Annotated in this window: 21 protein-coding genes; 12 read left to right on the top strand and 9 right to left on the bottom strand. The window is 72.9% G+C overall.

All coding sequences use genetic code 11. The annotated features are described in order from the left end of the window. Positions 1–3: 3 nt before the first annotated feature. The gene (locus EAD89_RS07930) at positions 4–405 is read right to left on the bottom strand and encodes a nuclear transport factor 2 family protein (RefSeq protein ID WP_121675261.1); all 402 of its coding nucleotides are present in this window, start codon (positions 403–405) and stop codon (positions 4–6) included. 156 nt (positions 406–561) lie between these two features. Here EAD89_RS07930 and EAD89_RS07925 point away from each other — a divergent pair, with 156 nt between their 5' ends. Then, a complete protein-coding gene (locus EAD89_RS07925; protein ID WP_121652405.1) occupies positions 562–1,044 on the top strand; it encodes a DUF6232 family protein in 483 nt (160 codons plus the stop codon). A gap of 78 nt (positions 1,045–1,122) precedes the next feature. Continuing rightward, positions 1,123–1,851, top strand: a complete 729-nt coding sequence (locus EAD89_RS07920; protein ID WP_121675260.1) for a hypothetical protein — start codon at positions 1,123–1,125, stop codon at positions 1,849–1,851. A 28-nt stretch (positions 1,852–1,879) separates the two neighbouring features. Here EAD89_RS07920 and EAD89_RS07915 read toward each other — a convergent pair whose 3' ends face one another. Further along, positions 1,880–2,338 (bottom strand): rhodanese-like domain-containing protein, encoded by a 459-nt coding sequence (locus EAD89_RS07915; RefSeq protein WP_121675259.1) that lies wholly within the window; start codon positions 2,336–2,338, stop codon positions 1,880–1,882. Positions 2,339–2,408: 70 nt separating this feature from the next. Between EAD89_RS07915 and ftrA the strand changes: the two genes are divergently transcribed. Next, positions 2,409–3,443, top strand: coding sequence for a transcriptional regulator FtrA (ftrA, locus tag EAD89_RS07910; protein ID WP_121675258.1), 1,035 nt, complete (start codon positions 2,409–2,411; stop codon positions 3,441–3,443). A gap of 10 nt (positions 3,444–3,453) precedes the next feature. Here ftrA and EAD89_RS07905 read toward each other — a convergent pair whose 3' ends face one another. Together EAD89_RS07905 and EAD89_RS07900 are read right to left on the bottom strand one after the other, a co-directional pair. Then, positions 3,454–4,350, bottom strand: coding sequence for a ribokinase (locus EAD89_RS07905; RefSeq protein WP_121675284.1), 897 nt, complete (start codon positions 4,348–4,350; stop codon positions 3,454–3,456). 25 nt (positions 4,351–4,375) lie between these two features. After that, positions 4,376–5,218 carry an ABC transporter ATP-binding protein gene (locus EAD89_RS07900; RefSeq protein WP_121675257.1) on the bottom strand — a complete coding sequence of 281 codons (843 nt, stop codon included), beginning with the start codon at positions 5,216–5,218 and terminating at the stop codon, positions 4,376–4,378. A 131-nt stretch (positions 5,219–5,349) separates the two neighbouring features. On the opposite strand from EAD89_RS07900, the gene EAD89_RS07895 reads away from it, so the two are divergent. Together EAD89_RS07895 and EAD89_RS07890 are read left to right on the top strand one after the other, a co-directional pair. Next, positions 5,350–6,357 carry an ABC transporter ATP-binding protein gene (locus EAD89_RS07895; RefSeq protein WP_121675256.1) on the top strand — a complete coding sequence of 336 codons (1,008 nt, stop codon included), beginning with the start codon at positions 5,350–5,352 and terminating at the stop codon, positions 6,355–6,357. Further along, positions 6,354–7,370, top strand: a complete 1,017-nt coding sequence (locus EAD89_RS07890; protein ID WP_121652399.1) for an ABC transporter permease subunit — start codon at positions 6,354–6,356, stop codon at positions 7,368–7,370. The genes EAD89_RS07895 and EAD89_RS07890 overlap by 4 nt, the downstream gene beginning before the upstream one ends. A 121-nt stretch (positions 7,371–7,491) precedes the next feature. On the opposite strand, the gene EAD89_RS07885 is transcribed toward EAD89_RS07890, so the two are convergent. Continuing rightward, positions 7,492–8,667 (bottom strand): ROK family transcriptional regulator, encoded by a 1,176-nt coding sequence (locus tag EAD89_RS07885; protein ID WP_121675255.1) that lies wholly within the window; start codon positions 8,665–8,667, stop codon positions 7,492–7,494. Positions 8,668–8,833: 166 nt separating this feature from the next. Here EAD89_RS07885 and EAD89_RS07880 point away from each other — a divergent pair, with 166 nt between their 5' ends. After that, entirely contained in the window at positions 8,834–10,288 is a 1,455-nt protein-coding gene (locus EAD89_RS07880) for a glycoside hydrolase family 3 N-terminal domain-containing protein (RefSeq protein ID WP_121675254.1), read from the top strand. A gap of 252 nt (positions 10,289–10,540) precedes the next feature. On the opposite strand, the gene EAD89_RS07875 is transcribed toward EAD89_RS07880, so the two are convergent. Next, on the bottom strand, positions 10,541–11,203 hold the full coding sequence (locus EAD89_RS07875) for a GNAT family N-acetyltransferase (protein ID WP_121675283.1): 663 nt from the start codon (positions 11,201–11,203) through the stop codon (positions 10,541–10,543). A 491-nt stretch (positions 11,204–11,694) separates the two neighbouring features. Here EAD89_RS07875 and EAD89_RS07865 point away from each other — a divergent pair, with 491 nt between their 5' ends. Continuing rightward, positions 11,695–12,210: a hypothetical protein gene (locus EAD89_RS07865; RefSeq protein WP_121675253.1), complete on the top strand. Its 516-nt coding sequence runs from the start codon at positions 11,695–11,697 to the stop codon at positions 12,208–12,210. 10 nt (positions 12,211–12,220) lie between these two features. Here EAD89_RS07865 and EAD89_RS07860 read toward each other — a convergent pair whose 3' ends face one another. Then, entirely contained in the window at positions 12,221–12,952 is a 732-nt protein-coding gene (locus EAD89_RS07860; RefSeq protein ID WP_121675252.1) for a Clp protease N-terminal domain-containing protein, read from the bottom strand. Positions 12,953–13,065: 113 nt separating this feature from the next. Continuing rightward, entirely contained in the window at positions 13,066–13,530 is a 465-nt protein-coding gene (locus tag EAD89_RS07855) for a carboxymuconolactone decarboxylase family protein (RefSeq protein WP_199733434.1), read from the bottom strand. A gap of 151 nt (positions 13,531–13,681) precedes the next feature. On the opposite strand from EAD89_RS07855, the gene EAD89_RS07850 reads away from it, so the two are divergent. The 5 genes from EAD89_RS07850 to EAD89_RS07830 all read left to right on the top strand — a co-directional run bounded on the left by EAD89_RS07850 (position 13,682) and on the right by EAD89_RS07830 (position 16,617). After that, positions 13,682–14,548: a sigma-70 family RNA polymerase sigma factor gene (locus EAD89_RS07850; protein ID WP_121675251.1), complete on the top strand. Its 867-nt coding sequence runs from the start codon at positions 13,682–13,684 to the stop codon at positions 14,546–14,548. Between the two features lie 29 nt (positions 14,549–14,577). After that, positions 14,578–15,405: a DUF72 domain-containing protein gene (locus EAD89_RS07845; protein ID WP_199733439.1), complete on the top strand. Its 828-nt coding sequence runs from the start codon at positions 14,578–14,580 to the stop codon at positions 15,403–15,405. A gap of 78 nt (positions 15,406–15,483) precedes the next feature. Next, entirely contained in the window at positions 15,484–15,906 is a 423-nt protein-coding gene (locus tag EAD89_RS07840) for a VOC family protein (RefSeq protein ID WP_121675249.1), read from the top strand. Beyond that, entirely contained in the window at positions 15,903–16,142 is a 240-nt protein-coding gene (locus EAD89_RS07835) for a YdeI/OmpD-associated family protein (protein WP_121675248.1), read from the top strand. Before EAD89_RS07840 ends, EAD89_RS07835 begins: the two co-directional genes overlap by 4 nt. A 46-nt stretch (positions 16,143–16,188) precedes the next feature. Further along, positions 16,189–16,617 carry a nuclear transport factor 2 family protein gene (locus EAD89_RS07830; protein ID WP_158610725.1) on the top strand — a complete coding sequence of 143 codons (429 nt, stop codon included), beginning with the start codon at positions 16,189–16,191 and terminating at the stop codon, positions 16,615–16,617. On the opposite strand, the gene EAD89_RS07825 is transcribed toward EAD89_RS07830, so the two are convergent. After that, the gene (locus EAD89_RS07825; protein WP_121675246.1) at positions 16,599–17,813 is read right to left on the bottom strand and encodes an FUSC family protein; all 1,215 of its coding nucleotides are present in this window, start codon (positions 17,811–17,813) and stop codon (positions 16,599–16,601) included. The genes EAD89_RS07830 and EAD89_RS07825 overlap by 19 nt on opposite strands. Positions 17,814–17,815 lie beyond the last annotated feature (2 nt).

Here is a 17,815-nt window from a genome sequence, read left to right as displayed (position 1 = left end):
CGGTCAGAACCGGATCGGCTCGTCCGGAACCAGGTCGAGCCCGCGCAACAGGCCGTACAGGTCCTGCTCGCCCCAGAACTCGACGATTCGGCTCTGCGCCAGCCGGTACATCTTGCAGGCGCTCTGTACGGCGGTGGCGCCGGTGGCGTCCCGCCGGTAGGTCTGCGCCAGCGAGACGACGACCCGGTCCTCGGCCGCGAAGAGTTCGATGACCTGCTGGTCGAGCACGGTCAACCCGGGCGAGAGAACGGCCTGTTCCACGACATGCCGACCCCGCACGCTCGTGCCTGACCCGTAGATCCGGACGTCCTCCGCGACCACCGCCCGCAGCTCGACGAGGTCCCGGGTGACGAACGTACGCAGGTAGCGGCGGACCACCTCGACGTTGCGCTCCTGCTGCACCATGCCTCGACAAGCTACCCGTCGGACGCGTGCGCGCGGCGCACCGCTAGCCAGCTTTCAGATCTTGGACACTTGTCGATCGGCGCGGACGGCAACTGTCCAAGATCTGAGCGGAACGCACCGGACGGGTGGGTTGCCTGCCGGTGGTTAGGCTTAGTGATGACCCTCTATTACCGGGACGACGCGGTGCAGGTGACCTCCGAGTCGATCCGGGCGGGCGGTCACCTGGTCGCCCTCTCCGACGTGACGTACGTCTGGCACGCGCGCGGCCCGAAGACGCTCGCCGTACGCGGCCGGGTGCTCGGTCGCGGCGTCCTGGTCCTGCTGCTCTCGCTGCCGCCGCTGGTCGCGCTGGTCTGTGTGCTCTCGCTGGCCTACACGGCGCAGGACCGGGGCAACTGGAAGATGGCGCTGATCATCCTCGCGGCCTGCGCGGTGGGGGCGCTGGCGTTGACCCCGTTCCTGGAGATCCCCCTCGGCTGGCTGGACCGCTCCTACGAGCGCGGCAGCCACGTGCACGAGTTGTGGGTGCAGCACCACGGCCGGGAGCAGTTGCTGCTGCGTACTCCGGATGCGCTGCGGTTCGGGCAGATCTACCGGGCCGTGCAGCGCGCCGTCGAGCAGCAGGGGGACCACCGATGACCACCCGCCGGGCGGGGGCCACCGCGCCGGCCGGCCGCCGTCGGGCGGTTGTGGTGCGGTCGGCGCACACTTGATCGCATGGCGATTCCTCTCCCCACACCCTCCGCGGTGGTCGGCCTGACCCGCTCCGCTCTCGACCAGGCGCTCGGCTCGGCCGCCTCGTTCGCCGCCGTGCCCGTCCGCGCGTTCGCGGTGCTGGACGGGGTGGAGGCGCTGCTGGCCCGGATCAACGGCGTGGTGGACCGGATCGAGACGACGTTGGACCGGACCGACCGGGTGCTCACCGACGCCGAGACGGCGGTCCGCGAGGTGGCCGTGATCAGCGCCGCCGCGACCACCGCCATCGACACCGCCACCGAGGTGGCGACGGCGGCAGCCGTGGTGGTCCGGGAGGCCGACCAGGTCTCTCGCCTGGCCGGCACGGTGGTCGCCGAGGCCGAGACGGTCGCGGGCCGGGCCGCGGCCACCGTGGGCACCGCGGCCGAGGCGGCGGCCACGGCGGCCGAGCTGCTGGCGGCGTACGAGCCGGCGCTGCGGCGGGCCGCGCCGATGGCGGACCGGTTCGTCGGGGAGCTGAGCCACGAGGAGGTCACCGCGGCGATCCGCCTGATCGACGAGCTGCCCAAGCTCAAGCAGCACCTGACGGCGGACATCCTGCCCATCCTGGCCACCCTGGACCGGGTGGGGCCCGACCTGCACGACCTGCTCGATGTCACCCGCGACCTCAAGCTCGCCGTCGCCGGCATCCCGGGGCTGGGCATGCTGCGCCGGCGGGGCGAGAAGCTCAGCGACGACCTGGTCGGCTGAACGACCGGAGTGGTGCTGCTCGACCTGGTCAGCAGTCGCAGGTGATCGTGGCGCGGGGCGCGGTCAGGTCGTCGACCGGACGGCGGGTCAGCCCGGTCCCGGTCATCACCGGCAGTCCCTCCCGCACCCAGTACTCGAACCCGCCGAGCATTTCCTTGACCGGGTGGCCGAGGCGGGCGAACTCCAGCGCGGCCCGGGTCGCGCCGTTGCAGCCAGGCCCCCAGCAGTACGTGACCACGGCCGAGCCGGCCGGGATCAGCTCGGCCGCCCGGCTGGCGATCTCGGCGGTGGGCAGGTGCACCGCCCCCGGCAGATGTCCCTGCCTCCAGGAGGCCTCCCCGCGGGAGTCGACCACCACCAGGCCGGGAGTACGGGCGGACAGGTCGGCGTGCACGTCGCTGACGTCGGTCTCGACGCTGAGCCGGGCGAGAAAGTGGGCGGCGGCGGCAGCCGGATCGGCGGCGGGGACGGCGAAGGTGAAGGTCATGGACCGATCCTGGCCGGCGTCACCACCCGGAACGAGTGGCGGGAACGACGTCCTGCGCTAACATCCCGCCATGCCGATCCCCGCTGTGGCGACCGAGCCGCTTCCGGTGCCCACCTCCCGGCGCCCGGCCGCCGGTCACCGGGTCGCCGTGCTCGCGTACCCGGGAATGTCGGTGTTCGAGACCGGCATCGTCACCGAGGTGTTCGGGCTGCCCCGGCCCGAATTCGACGTCGACTGGTACGACCTGGTGGTCTGCGCCGAGCAGCCCGGGCCGGTGCCGGTGGTCGGCGGGGCCAGCCTGCACACCCCGTACGGCCTGGCGGAGCTGGCGGCGGCGCAAACGGTGATCGTGCCCGGTGTGCCGGACGTGACCGCCGACCCGTCGCCGGAACTGGTGACCGCACTGCGCCAGGCGCACCAGCGCGGCGCACGGATCATGTCGATCTGCTCCGGCGCGTTCGCGCTGGCCGGCGCCGGGCTGCTGGACGACCGACGGGCCACCACCCACTGGCGGTACGCGGACCTGCTGGCGCGCCGGTACCCGCGGGTCGAGGTGGACCCGGACGTGCTCTACCTCGACGACGGCGACCTGCTCACCAGTGCCGGCAGCGCCGCCGGGCTCGACCTCTGCGTGCACGTGGTCCGGCGGGACCACGGCGCGGCGATCGCCAACGCGGTCGCCCGCCGCCTGGTGATCCCGGCGCACCGCGACGGCGGGCAGGCCCAGTTCGTCGAGGCGCCGGTGCCCACCGACCCGGACGACGACCGGATCGCCGGCAGCATCGACTGGGCGCTCGCGCACCTCGCCGAACCGCTGACCGTGGCCCGGCTCGCCGGGCAGGCGCACATGTCGCCGCGGACCTACCTGCGGCACTTCGCCCGCGCCACCGGGACCAGCCCGATTCGCTGGCTGATCGACCAGCGCGTCCGGGCCAGTCTGGCGCTGCTGGAGGAGACCGACGCCCCGGTCGAGCAGATCGCCGGGGCGGTGGGCTTCGACACGCCGGTCACCTACCGGCACCACTTCGGCCGGGTCATGTCGACCTCGCCGTCGGCGTACCGCCGGGCCTTTCGCATCAGGGCGACGCCCGGCCGACCGGCGTAGGGCGGCGGGGTCAGCCCGGGGCGTACAGCTCGTCGATCTCGGCGCGGCGGGGCAGCGCCACCGAGGCGCCGAGGCGGCGGACGCAGGCCGCGCCGGCCGCCGACGCCCAGCGCACCGCGTCGACCAGCTCCCGTCCCTCGCCCCAGCCCACGGCCAGCGCGGCGGTGAACGCATCACCGGCGGCGGTGGAGTCGACGACGTCGACCCGGACGGCCGGGACGTGCACCTCGGTGCCCTCGCGGTCGACGTACCAGGCGCCCTCGCCACCGAGGGTGAGCACGGCCCGGGGCACCAGGTCGAGCAGCGCCCGTGGCTCGTCCCGACCCCGGCCGGTGGACGCCTGCGCCTCACCCTCGTTGACGACGAGCAGGTCCACGGCGGCGAGCAGCTCCGGTGGGAGATCCCGGGCCGGGGCGGCGTTCAGGACGACCCGGGTGCCGGCGGCGTGGGCGGCCACCGCGGCGGCCGCCACGGTCTGCACCGGGATCTCCAGCTGGGCGACCAGGACGTCCGCGCCGCGTACGGTGGTCAACTCCTCCTCGGTGAGGCCGGTCAACGCGTCGTTCGCGCCGGGGGTCACCACGATGGCGTTCTCCCCCTGCGCGTTGACCATCACCAGTGCCACCCCGGAGGCGCCGTAGACCACTCGCAGGTGGCTGGTGTCCACGCCGGCCGCGGTGATCCGCGCCCGGAGGGTGACGCCGAACGCGTCGGAGCCGATCGCGCCGAGGAAGGTGCTGGAGGCGCCGGCCCTGGCCGCGGCGACCGCCTGGTTGGCGCCCTTGCCGCCGGGCACCATCACGAAGTCGGTGCCGAGCATCGTCTCGCCCGGCCGGGGCAGCCCGGGCGCCATCGCGACCAGGTCCATGTTGGCGCTGCCCACCACGACCACCCGGGTCTGCGGCACGGTCACCTCCCGCCCGGTCCCACGTTCAGGAGGCGCGGGCGGTGTAACGGTCGCCCGACCGCTCGACCACCAGCGGCAGGCCGAAGGTCTTGGAGAGGTTGTCGCCGGTCAGCGTCTCGGCGAGCAGACCCTGGGCGACCACCCCGCCCTCCCGCAGCAGCAGCGCGTGGGTGAACCCGGGTGGGATCTCCTCCACATGGTGGGTGACCAGGACCAGGGCCGGGGCGTCCGGGTCGTACGCCAGCTCGGCCAGCCGCGCCACGAGGTCCTCCCGTCCGCCCAGGTCGAGGCCGGCGGCGGGCTCGTCGAGCAGCAGCAGTTCCGGGTCGGTCATCAGCGCGCGGGCGATCTGCACCCGCTTGCGCTCACCCTCGGAGAGGGTGCCGTAGCGGCGCTCGGCGAGGCCGCCGATGCCGAGCTGGCTCAGCAGCGCCCGCGCCCGCGCCTCGTCGCCGCGGTCGTAGCTCTCGCGCCAACGGCCGACCACCGACCAGGCGGCGGTCACCACCACGTCGCTGACCCGCTCCTCGGCGGGCAGCCGCTCGGCGAGCGCGGCCGTGGAGAGCCCGATCCGGGTACGCAGCTCGTTGACGTCGGTGCGCCCGATCCGCTCGCCGAGCACGTGCGCGACACCGGTGGTGGGGTGCAGCCGGCCGGCGGCGAGGTTGAGCAGGGTGGTCTTGCCGGCCCCGTTGGGACCGAGCACCACCCAGCGCTCGTCCAGTTCGACGCGCCAGGTCAGATCCTGCAGCAGGGCGGTGCCGGACCGGCGTACGCCGACGCTGTCGAGGCTGACCACCAGATCCGGGTCCACGGGTGCGGCGGCAGGCGCGGCGCCGGCAGCGCCGGGGATCAGGTCACCAGTCACCGGACCATCCAACCACGCAGCGCCGCGTTGCCCCCCACGGGCGGCGTCCCGGTCATAGGGTGAGGCGCCGTGTCGTTGATCACCATACTCGGAGGACGGTCCATGCCCCGTCGAGGTACGGAGCCGCGCGGATGAGCGCGGTCATCGAGATCGAGGGTCTGCGCAAGACCTTCCACAGCCTGCGGAACGGCCGACGGATCGCGGTCGACGGGTTCGACATGCTGGTCGAGGCGGGTCAGGTCCACGGGTTCCTGGGCCCGAACGGCTCCGGCAAGACCACCACGTTGCGTGCCCTGCTCGGGCTGGTGCGGGCCGACAGCGGGCGGATGAGCGTGCTCGGTGAAACGTCGCCACAGCGGCTGCCCCGGGTGGCCGGCCGGGTCGGCGCCATCGTGGAGAGCCCGCAGTTCTTCGGCAACTTCACCGGCTACCGCACGCTGCGGCTGCTGGCCCGGGCCGGCGGGGTGCCGATCACTCGGGTGGACGAGGTGCTGGAGACGGTGGGCCTGCGTGACCGGGGCGACGAGCGGGTGAAGGGCTACTCGCTGGGCATGAAGCAGCGCCTCGCGGTGGCGTCCGCACTGTTGAAGGACCCGCAGTTGCTGATCCTGGACGAGCCGGCGAACGGGCTGGACCCGGCCGGCATCCGGGAGATGCGGGACCTGATGCGGGAGCTGGCGGCGGCCGGGGTGACCGTGCTGGTGTCCAGTCACATCCTGGGCGAGATCCAACTGATCTGCGACCACGTCACGATCATTTCGCGGGGCCGGCGGGTGGCGACCGGCCGGGTGGACGAGGTGCTGGCCGGTCACGACCGGCACGAGTTCCTGGTCCGGGTGGCCGAGCCGGAGCGCGCCGTGGAACTGCTGCACGAGGCCGAGCTGACGGCGAGCGTGGACGGCGCGGCGCTGGTGGTGGGCGGGGTGGCCGACCCGACGGTGATCAGTCGGGTGCTCGGTGAACAGGGACTGTGGGTGGGTGAGCTGACCCCGCTGCGGCCGGATCTGGAGAGCGTCTTCCTGGAGCTGACCGGCGCCGGCGGGCATCCGTCGGTGCCCCGGCAGGTGGACGACTCGGGGCGGCCGCCGGGCGCGGGCGATGCTGAGATCGATCTCGACGTACGGGGAGTGGACGCGTGAACCTGGTCCGTGCCGAGGTGGAGCGGCTGTCCGCGCGTCGCTTCGTGCAACTCATGGTCGTCCTGCTGGTGCTGGCGTTCGGTGTCACCGCGGCGACCACCCTGGCCGGCTCGCACAAGCCGACCGCGGAGGAGCTCAGCTCCGCGCGGAGCCAGGCCGCCGAGGCGCGGCAGAGTATGGAGGACACCTTCCAGCAGTGCCTGGCCCGACAGAACGGCACGCTCCCGCCGAGCGACAGCGAGCAGTACTTCCCCTCCGACTGCTCGGAGATCGATCCGACGCTGCGGGACCGGCTGCCGATCGCCGCCGATTTCCTCCCCGGTGTGTTCAGCTTCGCCCAGCAGGCGCGCCCGCTGCTCTACTTCCTCATCGCGTTCCTGGTGCTGTTCGGGTTCCTGGTGGGCGCCTCCTACATCGGCGCCGACCTCAACTCCGGCGGCGTGGTGAACCTGCTGCTCTGGCGACCGCGCCGGCTGACGGTGCTCGGCGCGAAGCTGGGCACCCTGCTCGGCGGGGTGCTGACGCTGGCCGTGGTCGCCTCGGTGTTCTATCTGGCGACGTTCTGGGTGATCGGGCAGACCGCCGGGCTGGGCGGGGAGCTGGGCGGTGACTTCTGGCGCTCCCTCGGCGCGGTGCACGGCCGTGGCATGGTGCTGGTGCTGCTGGCCAGCGCCCTCGGCTTCGCCATCGCCACGCTGGGTCGGCACACCTCGGCGGCGCTCGGCGCGGTCGCCGCGTACGCGGTGGTCTGGGAACTGGGCGCCCGGCTGGTGCTGGAGATCGTCGACGCCCGCCGTCCGGACCAGCTGATGCTCTCCAGCTACATCGGGGCGTGGCTCAGCGGTGAGGCGCGGTTCTACGACAGCCAGCTCTGCACCGGGACGGAGATCGGCCGGTACTGCGACGGCTTCTACACCATGTCCTGGGCGCCGGGGCTGGTCGTGCTGCTCGTGCTCACCGGCGGGCTGACCGCGGCGGCGTTCGCCGTGTTCCGTCGCCGCGACCTGATCTGAGTCACGGCTCGGGCCGCCCGCCGTGGCGCGGGCGGCCCGGCGGGCCGGGGCTGCCACGGCAGGAGGTTGCAGCAGGCCGGCCAGCGGTGAAGAATTCCTTCACATGACCGCCCCAGCGGGCTCAGCCGACGGTCGAGCCGAACACCTCGTCGCGGACGGCGTCCAGTGCGGTGCGCAGCGCACCGCGCAGGATCGGCTCCTCGGTCAGCCCGGTGGGCACCACCCGGGGCCGCACCAGCGTGATCGCGGCGACCTCCTGCTGCACCCGGTCGGCGAGCGCGGCGCCGCCGGCCTGCCCGACCTCCCCGGCGAGCACCACCAGCGGCGGGTCGAGCACCACGCAGGTGCTGGCCACGCCCAGCGCGAGCCGGCGGGCGAGTTCGTCGAGCATCGGCGCGCCGGCGTCGCCGTCGGCCACGGCCGACCGCACCGCCTCGGCGGCGTCGGCGTCCGGGTAGCCGTGCTCGCGGGCCACCGCGCGCACCGAGTCCCCGCCGATCAACTGCTGGAACGCCGGCTTCGCGCGTCGGGAGACGTCCCGCGGGATGGGCGCCCCGGGCACCGGCAGGTAGCCGATCTCACCGGCCGCGCCGCTGCTGCCGTGGTGCAGCCGGCCACCCAGCATGATCGCCAGGCCGACGCCGGCACCCACCCAGACCAGTACGAAGTCGGTCAGCCCCTGCGCGGCGCCGGACTGCGCCTCGGCCACCGCGGCCAGGTTGACGTCGTTCTCGAAGACCACCGGGGTGTGCAGGTCGTCGCGCAGCGCGGCGAGCAGACCGCTGTGCCAGCGCGGCAGGTTGAAGGCGAAGGTGATGTCGCCGGTGTGCGGGTCGACCAGACCGGGCGTGCCGAGCACGATCCGCCGTACGCTGCTCAGCTGCGCCTGGGCGCTGCTCGCGGCCTGCACCACGGCGTTGTGCACCACGCCCACCGGGTCGTCGGTGTCCCGGGTGGACTGTTCCACCCGACCGATCACGGCGCCGGTGATGTCGGCGCAGGCGGCCACCACCCGGTCCGGCCCGACGTCGACACCGACCACGTGGGCGCTGCTCGGGCGTACCGCGTAGAGCTGGGCGTTCGGGCCGCGCCCGCCGGCCTGCTCGCCGACCCGGGTGACCAGGCCACGCTCCTCGAGTCGCTCGACCAGTTGGGAGGCGGTGACCTTGGACAGCCCGGTCAGCTCGCCGAGCCGGGCCCGGGTCAGCGGGCCTCGTTCGAGGAGCAGTTCCAGCGCGGCGCGGTCGTTGAGCGCCCGCAACAGGCGGGGGGTGCCGGGCAGCCGGGTCGCACTCATGCCACGTCCTCTAGTTTTAGTAAACTTTGCTAACTGTAAACCGACCTGCGAACGGGTAGCCGTAGCGTAACGGCCACCCGGAGGCGGAGCGCTCGGCCGACTCGGCAGGGCGATGACCACCGCCGGTACGACATTCGTACCCGTGGGCACCGAAGGGGGAGATCACGTGGGGCTCGATCCAGGACTGCGCCGGCTCGCGCTCGGCACGCTGCTCGCCGCGTACCCGGGACCGGTCCCCCCGGACTGGGCCGTCGACCTGGTGGCCGAAGGGCTCGCCGGGCACACCCTGTTCGGCACCAACGTGCACGACCCGTCCCAGGTGGCGGCGAGCACCGCCGCGCTGCGCGCCGGCCGGGCGGACGTGCTGATCGCCATCGACGAGGAGGGTGGTGACGTGACCCGGCTGGCCCACGCCACCGGCAGCCCGTACCCCGGCAACGCCGCCCTCGGCGCGATCGGCGACGTGGCGCTCACCCGGCGGGTCTACCAGGCGATCGGCGGCGAGCTCGCCGCCCTCGGCGTCACCGTCAACCTCGCCCCGACGGTGGACGTGAACACCGCCGACGACAACCCGGTGATCGGTACGCGGTCGTTCGGCGCGGACCCGGTGCGGGTGGCCGCCCACTCGGCGGCCGCCGTGGCCGGCCTGCAGGCCGCCGGCGTCGCCGCCTGCGCCAAGCACTTCCCCGGCCACGGCGCCACCGTCACCGACTCCCACCACGAGCTGCCCACCGTGGACGTTCCGCTCGCCCTGCTGCGTGAGCGGGACCTGCCGCCGTTCGCCGCGGTCGTCGCCGCCGGGGCGCAAGCGGTGATGACCGCGCACATCCGCGTGCCGGCGCTGACCGGCGCCGGTCCGGCCACCTTCAGCCGGGCCGTCCTCGTCGACCTGCTGCGCACCGAGTACGGCTTCACCGGCACCGTCATCACCGACGCGCTGGAGATGAAGGGGGCGGCAGTGGCCGCCGGCGGCGTGGGCCCCGCCGCGGTCCGGGCCCTGGCCGCCGGCGCCGACCTGCTCTGCATCGGCGCGAAGGTCGACGCTGAATTGGTCGAGCGGGTGGCCACCGAGATCGTCGACGCGCTCACCGACGGTCGCCTGGCAACCTCGCGCGTCGAGGAGGCGGCCGGCCGCGCCGCCGCGCTCGCCGCCTGGACCCGGACCGCCGGCGAGTCGCCGGCCGTCCCCGACACCGACCTGGGGTACGCGGCGGCCCGTCGGGCGGTCCAGGTGGACGGAATCCTCACCGGCCTGGATCGGCCGCTGGTGGTGCAGCTGCACACCGAGTCCACCATCGCCGAGGGGCGGGTGCCGTGGGGCCTCGGCCCGCACCTGAACGGCGTGCAGGAGATCCGGGTGATCGCCGCCGAGACCGACCGGGCGACGCTGCGGGAGCTGGCTGGTGAGCGACCGATCGTGCTGGTCGGGCGGCACCTGCACCGGTTGCCCGGAGGCCCGGAGCTGATCGCCGGCCTGGCCGCGGAGCATCCGGTGACCGTCGTGGAGATGGGCTGGCCGGCGCAGTGGCGGCCGGCCGGCGTACGCGCCTTCGTCACCACGTACGGCGCGAGTCACGCCAACGGTCGCGCGGCCGCGGAGGCGCTCGGCCTGGCCGGCTGAGACAGACCTACCTGCACTCTGCGTCACCACACTGCACCGGCCGCTCGGCGAGCTCCGATCCAGGTCAAGTCCGCTATTCGACACTCCGAACCGACAGCTCGCACCTTGCACCGAGCCTCCTCGATACGTAGCGTGATCGGCACGTACCGGCCCGTCCACCGCGGTCGGTCGCCCGAAAACCGGGACCTGGGGGAAGGTTGCGGACCGTGGATCCGGCCCGGGATCCACGGTCCGCGCCCTGCGACAGCGATCTCAGCGCGGATAGACCCCGTAGGCACGCCAGCCCCGGTCCGGGAAGCCGGCCGCCTCCGCGACCCGGGCCGAGGCGCGATTGTCCCGCTCGTGCAGGTAGGTGGGCACCGCACCCTCGTCGAGCACGCGCCGGGCCGCCTGCGCCACCAGCCGGCGGGCGAGGCCGCGCCCGCGCGCGGCGGGCACGGTGCCGACGGCCAGCTCGCGCCCGTACGCGTCGTGCCGCTTCACCCCGGCCCCGGCCAGGTAGTTGCCGTCCGGGTCGCGGACCACCAGCACCGGCCGGTCGAACAGCCGCAGCCAGGGCGGCAGCCCGGGGGCCGTCGACTCAATCCACTCCCCCACGTCCGGCAGCGGCGCCGGGTTGAGGGTCCACCGGAAGGGGCCGTCGTGCACGCACCAGTCCGGCAGCCCGACAGTCTCCGGCAGCGCCGGAAGCAGCCGGTCCGGCGCACGCCGGACCAGAGCGCGGACCGCCGCCAACCGGTCCGGCGGCACGGAGAGCACGGCGCTCTGCCCGGTGTCCACGGCGAGCGCCGGGCGCAGCCGGCCGTCCCAGGCCGGTTGCGCCCGCCGGTGCGAGGCGACCACGTGCAGCCCCGGCCCGGCCGGCCACTGACCGAGCCAGGTGGCCAGGTGCAGCTGAAGCCGCCGGTCGAGCATGCGCACCTCCCCGTCAGCCGGCCCGTCGTGGATCACCGTACGCCGGGCGGCCCCGGCGGGCGGGCGATCCGTCAAGGGCCGGGCCGTGGACCACTCTTCGCGCACCCGGAACCCCCGGCACTGATCGACCGTCATAGGTATTTCCATACATGGACACCTTTGTTTGGGACGGTATGGTCATGCCGATTCAGCCGAACGACCGCTACCACCAGGACCCCGAGCGACTCTGGCGGGCAACGGAGCCCGCTGGCCGTTTCCCGGCCCAGCCGCGGTACCGCGGGACCCGTACGACGGGAGGCGCGGACGCCCTGTCCTGGTCAGAGCTGAACAAGCTGCCGGCCGGAAGGTCCGCACGGCGGGGGCTCAACACCCGCTGACCCACCACGGCGCCGGCCACGACACACCCGGGCTGTCCAACGCGGGCTTTCGCACACCTGTCGGGTAACTTCTTCTGGTCCGAAATCCGGCCTACGACAGGAGAAGCTCCGCGCATGGGCAAGAAGACGATCCACGTCTCCGACTTCACCGGCACGGTCCTGCAGGACGACGACGAGGTGGTCCGCGTCGTCGTCCTGGAGCACCCGGACCTGGTCGCCGGGCCCGTGCAACTGGACGCCACCCCGACCGAGGTGGAGAACATCGACGACGCCGCGCTGGACGTCGCGGTGGTCGAGATCCACGACCGGCACGGTGGGGGCGAGCCGCGCCGGGTGGTGCTGACTGCCAGCGAGTTCGACGCGATGGCCACCGACGTGCCGATGGCGCAACTGCTGAAGACGGCCGAGCGGGTCCGCCCGCCGAAGGCCCGCAGGAGCGCCGAGAAGATCGACTACGGGACGCTGGACCACGCCGGCAAACCACATCGGGGACGGGTCACCGAGGAGGAGGCCCGGCTGGTGCGCGAGCAGCTCGACGAGGTCAACAAGCGCCTCGCCGACGCGGGCGTGCGCCAGATCGACCCGACCGATCCGGAGCACGCCCTGCGTTACGGCTTCCCGACGCCCTGATCGCGGGAGGTCACTTCTGCGCGACGGCCGCGGCGAGGGCGGCGGACAGGTCTGCCTCGACGGCCGCCTTCTCCAGACCGAGGTTGGTGAGCACGCCCGCGCCGCCCTCCTGCTCCAGCAGGGCCAGCAGGATGTGCTCGGTGCCGATGTAGTTGTGCCCGAGCCGCAGCGCCTCCCGGAAGGTCAGCTCCAGCGCCTTCTTGCCGCGCGCGTCGTACGGGATGAGGTCCGGGACCTGGTCGGCCGGCGGCCCGAGGGCGGCACCCACCGCCTCGCGTACCGCCTCCGGGGAGGCGCCCCGGCCGACCAGCACCTTGGCGGCCAGCCCGTCCGGCTCGGCCAGCAGGCCCAGCACCAGGTGCTCGGGGCCGATTTCGGCATGGCCACTGGCGCGGGCCTCCTCCTGGGAGGCCATCACCACATTGCGGGCCCGGGGGGTGAACCGACCGAAGCCGGCGTTCGGGTCGAGCGCCGCCGCCTCGGTCGAGGCCTTCGGCACGAAGCGCTTCTGTGCGGCCTGCTTGCTGACCCCCATGCTGCGGCCGATGTCGGTCCAGGAGGCGCCCGAGCGCCGGGCCTGGTCGACGAAGTGACCGATCAGATGGTCGGCGACGTCACCGAGGTGGTCGGCGGCGATCACCGCGTCGGTGAGCTGGTCGAGCGCGTCGCTGTGCGCCTTCTTGATCGCCTGGATCAGGTCGTCGAGGCGAACGGGGTTGGTCATCTGAAGAGGATCCGTCATGCGTCAACCATAGGTTGACGCCATCTCGGCGTCAACCACAAGTTGACGATCAGAGCGACCGGTCACCTGATGCCCAGCAACATGGAGCATCAGGTGACCGAGCCCAGAGGCGGTCAGCCCCAGTTCTGCGGGGCCGGCTGGCGGGTGGTGACGTTGAGCCGGTTGAAGAAGTTGCTGGTGGCCACCCAGAGCACGATCGCGGCGAGCTCCTTCTCGCCGAAGTGCCGGGCCGCCTCGGCCCAGACGTCGTCCGGCACCGCGTCGGCCCGGTCGGCCAGCCGGGTGGCGGTCTCCGCGAGCGCCAGCGCGGCCCGCTCCGCCTCCGTGAAGTACGGAGTCTCCCGCCAGGCGGCCACCGCGAACAGCCGCTCCTCGGTCTCGCCCGCCTTCCGGGCGCCCCGGGCACCAGAGTCGACGCAGGCGCCGCACCCGTTGATCTGGCTGACCCGCAGGTGCACCAGCTCCAACGTGCTGCCCGGCACCCCGGCCGAATGCGCGGCCTTGTAGAGCAGATTGATCGCCTTCACGATGTCCGGCAGCAGGCTGGCGGGGTTCTGGAGGCGCGGTTCGATGATCATGTCGGTCGTCCCGTCTTGTTAGGCTGCCCGGCGTGCGTCGCGGTACGAGGCCGTCCCGGTTGTCACTGGGATGTCGGCCGGGCAGCCGACGGCGTGACAGATGTGGCGGCGGTCACAACGCAGTCATGGAGCGCCCGGGGGTGGGGAGATCATGATCGAGGCGGATCTGCTGGCCCGACGCTTCGAGGAGAACCGCTCGCGGCTGCGGGCGGTCGCCCACCGGATGCTGGGCTCCGGCACGGAGGCCGAGGATGCCGTCCAGGACACCTGGTTGCGGCTCAGTCGAGCGGATGTCGCGGGCATCGACAACCTGCCGGGATGGTTGACGACCACGGTCGGCCGGGTCTGCCTGGACCGGCTGCGCACGCGTACCGCCCGTCCGGAGCAGCCATGGGACACCGCCGCACCGGAGCCCGACCCGACCGACGGCGCCCCGGTCGACCCCGAGCGTGAGGCGGTGCTGACCGAGTCGGTCGGCCGGGCGCTCCTGGTCGTCCTGGACACCCTCGCGCCGACCGAACGGTTCGTCTTCGTCCTGCACGACATGTTCGCGGTCTCGTTCGAGGAGATAGCCGCGGTGGTCGACCGCAGTCCCGCCGCCGTCCGCCAGATCGCCAGCCGGGCCCGCCGCAGGGTCAACCAGGGCGGGACCGTCCGGGAGGCGGACCCGGCACGTCAACGGCGAGTGGTCGAGGCCTTCCTCGCCGCCTCGCGCGAGGGCCGGTTCGACGACCTGGTCAGCCTGCTCGACCCGCACGTCGTGATGCGCGCCGATCCGGTGGCCGCGAGCCTGGGGTCGGTCGCCGAGTCGCGCGGCTCGGCCACCATCGCCGGCTTCTTCAACGGCCGGGCCCAGGGCGCGACTCCGGCGTACGTCGACGGCCTGCCAGGGGCGGTCGTGGAGCGCGGCGGGAACGTCCGGCTCGCGCTCAGCTTCATCGTCACCGACCGGATCATCGGCATCGAGGTGGTGGCCGACCCGGCAGACCTCGCCACCCTCGACCTGATCGTCGGATAGCCGCTGTGCGTCTGCACGTGGGATGCGCGATGTGGACCCACCGGTCGTGGCAGGGCCGGCTGCTGGCGCATCCACTTCCGCCGCACGAGCGCCTACGGCACTACGCCAGCTGGTGCGACGCCGTCGAGGGCAACACGACGTTCTACGCCACCCCGTCCCGGGACACCGTGGCGTCCTGGGCCGCGCAGACGGATCCCGACTTCCGGTTCGTCCTCAAGCTTCCCAAGATCGTCACCCACGAACGCCGGCTCACCGACGCCGACGAGCCGCTGCGTGCGTTCCTGGACGCGATCGAGCCGCTCGGCCCACGCGCCCATGCGCTGTGGATCCAGTTGCCCGGGTCGTTCTCGCCCGCCGACGTCCCCACCCTGAGCCGCTTTCTGGGCCGGCTCCCCCGCTCCCACCGGTACGCCGTCGAGGTCCGCCATCCCGCGTTCTTCACCGAACCGCGCGCGGCCCGGCTCCTGGCCGAGGCCCTCACCGTCGCGGCCGCGGAGTGGGTCCCCTTCGACACCACCGCGTTCTTCGCCAGCCCACCGACCAGCGACGCGGAGCGGGACGCCTGGCTCAAGAAGCCGCGCGTGCCGCTCCGTTCGCTCGCCCTGACCGACCGGCCGATCGTCCGCTACCTCGGCCGGGACGACACCACGCGAACGGTCGAAGGGTGGCAGCGCTGGGTCGACGTCGTCGCCGCATGGTTGCGCGAGGGCCGCTCACCGACGATGTTCGTCCACACCCCGGACAACGCCGACGCGCCCGTGCTCGCGCGCCGCTTCCACGATGAGGTACGAGCGCGCGTACCGGAGCTCGAAGCCCTACCCGAGCCGATACCGGTCGGGCCCCTGACCCTGTTCTGACGAGGCTGCCATTGAGGAACGGGAGCTTCCGCAATCGCCGATAGCGTGGCCGCAGAACCCATCGACGAGGGGAGACTGATGAGCCTGCGAGGATTCGCCACACTCAACATCTGGGCCGACGACGTGGCAGCGGCGACCGACTGGTACGCGGAGTTCCTGGGGCTGGAGGCGTACTTCCTGCGCACCGGCCCCGACGGACGCCCCGCCTACACCGAGTTCCGTGTCGGCGACTACCAGGCGGAGCTGGGCATCATCGACCGCCGGTACGCGCCGCCCGGCGCGACCGGCCCCGGCGGCGCCGTCATGCACTGGCACGTCGACGACCTCGACGCGACCGTCGAGCGACTGCTGGCGATGGGCGCCACGGAGTACCAGCCGATCACTCCGCACGGCGACGAGGGGTTCGTCACCGCGGCGGTGGTCGACCCGTTCGGCAACGTGCTCGGCGTCATGAGCAACCCGCACTACCTCGACGTCCTCTCGTCCATGAGGTCGGCGTGACGTACGAGTCTCAGCGTGCCGCCGCCGTCCCGCCCGATCTGACGGCCGCGTTGGCCGGCGAACCCCGCGCCACCGCCGCCTTCGAACGGCTCGGCCGCTCCGCCCGGTACGCCGTGATCCTGCCGCTGCTCAAGGCCCGCACACCCGAGACGCGGGCGAAGATCCTGGCCCGGACGGTCGCGCGGCTCGCGGATCAGGCGCAGACCGTGCCCCGTGGGGATGTCAGGGGTCCCTGATACCACTGCGGTGACGAGCGAATGCGGGTGGGCGAAGGAGACGGTCGTGGACACTCGGGAGCTGGCCCAGCGGTGGGCCCGGACGTGGACCGAAGCCTGGCCGGTCCGGGACGTCGAGGCGATCGCAGCCCTGCAGAGTGCGGACGGCGACCACTGGGCCTCGATGTTCCGCCCGTACCGGGGGCGTTCCGGCCTCCGTGCCTACCTGACGGAGTGCTTCGCCGAGGAGTCCCACCCGGCGGAGGTGTGGTTCGCCGAGCCGCAGGTCGACGGACAGGCGGCCGCCGTGGAGTACTGGTCGGTGATCTACGTCAAGGGTGCGGCCACGACCATCTCGGGCTGCACCCTGCTGCGCTTCGACGAAGCCGGCCTCGTGGCCGAGGCTCGCGACTACTCGCACGTCATGGAAGGCCGCCACCTGCCGCCCGCCGGCCTGTTCGAGTCAGCCCCCGCGCCTCAGTCCTGCTCGTCCTGATCGACGGCCCGCCGCACCAGCTCGGCCGCCGGGTCGGCGTCCAACCCGCTGGCGATGAGCAGGTCGTGCGCGGCTGTCCGGAACTCACCCACGGCGATCAGCCCGGAGTAGCCCAACCGGTGGGTGTGCGGGCGGGTGGGGTCCAACCCCGCTTCTCCCCGCGCCCGTCCGACCATCTCGACGGCCATCAGGATCTGCTCGCGCGCCTTGTGGGGCCCCTCGCGGGCACGGATGCTGGACCGCAGGGTCTGCACACCGTCGGCGAGCAGGTCGATGGCCGCCGGCAGCTCCGCGGGTATCGGTTCATCATCCTTGAGGGCTGTCGTGAGTCGGCGTGCGATCGACCGGCAGCTGTGCAGGGTGCGCTCCAGGTGCCGGACGGCCTCGGTGTAGAAGGCCAGGGAGGTGCGGTCGCGCCAGCGTAGTGGCGCTAATCGCACCACCTCCTGGGCCGCGCTGAGCCCCTCCTCCAGCGCGGTCAACCGGGGGTCGAGGTCACGCAGTCGTCGTAGGCTCCGCTGAGCCTCACCAAGATCACGCGCACGTAGCGCGGCGGCCAGGTCGTGCATGGCGGCCATACCCGGATCGAGGACGGGTTCGGCCAGCCGCTGCACCGTCCGTTGCGGGTGGATGGGCACCAGCAGCAGACCGACCGCCAGCCCGATCAGCCCTCCGACCGCGGCGTCGACGAAGCGGGGAACGGACAGGTCACGCACCGGCGGCTCCAGGGTGGCGATGAGCACGGCGGTACCACCAGCCTGGGTGAGCAGTGAACCACCGCCCTTTAGCAGGATGGCGACGATGATCGCCAACACGACCACCAAGCCGGTCTGCCAGGGCCCGATGCCGAACAGCGGCATGAGCGTGTCACCGACAGCGAGTCCGAGGACCACCCCGGCCAGCAGCTCAGCGGTACGGCGCAGGCGTGAGCCCATCGCGGCGGCCACGATGCCGACCGCGGTGGTCGGTGCGAAGACCGGGCTGGAGTTGTCCAGGAACTGGTAGGCCACGAACCAGGCGATCGCCGCCGCGATGCCGGCCTGCACAGCGAGCAGACCGAACAGGCGTAACCGCCAGGCGCGGGCGCGTACCAGGCGTTGCCCACGTTCCCGCAGGCCAGCGAACGTCCGGCCAACCAGGGACCGCCGCTGCGGCGCCGGGTCGACGTCGGCTGTCGCCTCCTGGTTCGCGGGCACGC

This window comes from Micromonospora sp. BL4, from assembly GCF_003667505.1.
Taxonomy (GTDB): Bacteria; Actinomycetota; Actinomycetes; order Mycobacteriales; family Micromonosporaceae; genus Micromonospora.
The sequence above is the reverse complement of the archived record's forward strand: the minus strand, read 5'-3'. Positions and strand labels throughout refer to the sequence as shown.

What these genes read in the sequence shown, in the direction of transcription:
- EAD89_RS07930 (WP_121675261.1), bottom strand. Translation starts at nt 405, where the DNA reads ATGGTGCAGCAGGAGCGCAACGTCGAGGTGGTCCGCCGCTACCTGCGT.
- EAD89_RS07925 (WP_121652405.1), top strand. Translation starts at nt 562, where the DNA reads ATGACCCTCTATTACCGGGACGACGCGGTGCAGGTGACCTCCGAGTCG.
- EAD89_RS07920 (WP_121675260.1), top strand. Translation starts at nt 1,123, where the DNA reads ATGGCGATTCCTCTCCCCACACCCTCCGCGGTGGTCGGCCTGACCCGC.
- EAD89_RS07915 (WP_121675259.1), bottom strand. Translation starts at nt 2,338, where the DNA reads ATGACCTTCACCTTCGCCGTCCCCGCCGCCGATCCGGCTGCCGCCGCC.
- ftrA (WP_121675258.1), top strand. Translation starts at nt 2,409, where the DNA reads ATGCCGATCCCCGCTGTGGCGACCGAGCCGCTTCCGGTGCCCACCTCC.
- EAD89_RS07895 (WP_121675256.1), top strand. Translation starts at nt 5,350, where the DNA reads ATGAGCGCGGTCATCGAGATCGAGGGTCTGCGCAAGACCTTCCACAGC.
- EAD89_RS07885 (WP_121675255.1), bottom strand. Translation starts at nt 8,667, where the DNA reads ATGAGTGCGACCCGGCTGCCCGGCACCCCCCGCCTGTTGCGGGCGCTC.
- EAD89_RS07875 (WP_121675283.1), bottom strand. Translation starts at nt 11,203, where the DNA reads ATGCTCGACCGGCGGCTTCAGCTGCACCTGGCCACCTGGCTCGGTCAG.
- EAD89_RS07865 (WP_121675253.1), top strand. Translation starts at nt 11,695, where the DNA reads ATGGGCAAGAAGACGATCCACGTCTCCGACTTCACCGGCACGGTCCTG.
- EAD89_RS07860 (WP_121675252.1), bottom strand. Translation starts at nt 12,952, where the DNA reads ATGACGGATCCTCTTCAGATGACCAACCCCGTTCGCCTCGACGACCTG.
- EAD89_RS07855 (WP_199733434.1), bottom strand. Translation starts at nt 13,530, where the DNA reads ATGATCATCGAACCGCGCCTCCAGAACCCCGCCAGCCTGCTGCCGGAC.
- EAD89_RS07850 (WP_121675251.1), top strand. Translation starts at nt 13,682, where the DNA reads ATGATCGAGGCGGATCTGCTGGCCCGACGCTTCGAGGAGAACCGCTCG.
- EAD89_RS07845 (WP_199733439.1), top strand. Translation starts at nt 14,578, where the DNA reads ATGTGGACCCACCGGTCGTGGCAGGGCCGGCTGCTGGCGCATCCACTT.
- EAD89_RS07840 (WP_121675249.1), top strand. Translation starts at nt 15,484, where the DNA reads ATGAGCCTGCGAGGATTCGCCACACTCAACATCTGGGCCGACGACGTG.